We start from the raw sequence: 1,042 nt of genomic DNA, 5'->3' as shown, positions 1-1,042 counted from the left end.
GCCCCGCGCCGCCGGGGTCTGCCCGACAACCGTGCCGGGTAGCTCGCCGCCGGCGCGGGGCTGCTGGACGACGGTGAGGCCCAGGTCGGTCAGGGTCCGTTTGGCCTCGCCCGCCGGTCGGCCGCGCAGGTCGGGCACGGTCACCGTGTCGCCGACCACGGTGATGGTGACGGAGCTGCGGGCCGCCACCCGAGTGCCCACAACCGGCGCGACGGCGTCCACCTGACCGGCGTCGACGGCGGACGGGCCGGAGGTGACCCGTTCGACCACGGTGAGGCCGGTGGCGCGCAACGCGGCGCGGGCGTCGTCGGCGTCGAGCCCGACGACCTCGGGCACCGTGACGGTGCTCGGACCCGCCGACACGGTCAGGGTGACGGTGTCGGCGTGGGCGCCCGTCGTCCCGGCCTGCGGGTCGGTCGCGACGACGGTGCCGCGGGCACCGCTGCCCGACCGGTAGGCGCGCTCAACCGTGGCGAAGCCGGCGGCGCGCACGGCGGATTCCGCCGCCGCGGCCTGCTCACCGATCACGTCCGGGACGGTGACCCGGTCGGTGGCCGGCGAGGCGTCGGTGGGATCGGTCTGCGTGGCGGGAGGGGTGGCGCTCGCCGGGTCGCTGGTTGCCCGGGTGGCGGTTCGGGTGGCGGCGGGGCTGGGCGCGCGGCCCGTCGCCTTCCCGTCGGGTCGACCGGCGGGTCCGCCGGACACGGCGAGCTGACCGGACGCCGACGCCGTGGCGGTGGCCCCGGCGGACCCGCCGTGGGCGTGCACGAGCAGACCGATCACCACCAGCGTGGCCGCGATCACGGCGCCCACCGCGGCCACGGCGGCGAGCAGCCGCACCCGCCGCTGCCGGCCTGCCTGCCCGGGATCGCCTGCGGAGCTGGCCGCGCCGGCCAGCATCAGGTCCAGCGAGCCGGTCCCCAGCTCGGTCCCCGGGTCGGTGGCCGGGCCGGTCCCCAGATCGGTGGCCGGGCCGGTCCCCGACTTGGACGCCCGGTCGGACGCCCGGCTGGGCGCCACGGCGACCGGCAAGAGGTCCGGC

At 78.8% G+C, this 1,042-nt stretch carries 1 protein-coding gene; it reads right to left on the bottom strand.

The genetic code is table 11. The features are described from left to right. A partial coding sequence (locus tag NBZ85_RS31325; RefSeq protein WP_261563446.1) for a PASTA domain-containing protein occupies window positions 1-1,042 on the bottom strand: 1,042 nt, incomplete at both ends.

This window comes from Frankia tisae (assembly GCF_025403405.1).
Taxonomy (GTDB): domain Bacteria; phylum Actinomycetota; class Actinomycetes; order Frankiales; family Frankiaceae; genus Frankia; species Frankia tisai.
Note: the sequence above shows the minus strand (reverse complement) of the source record. Positions and strands in the feature narration are given on the sequence as shown.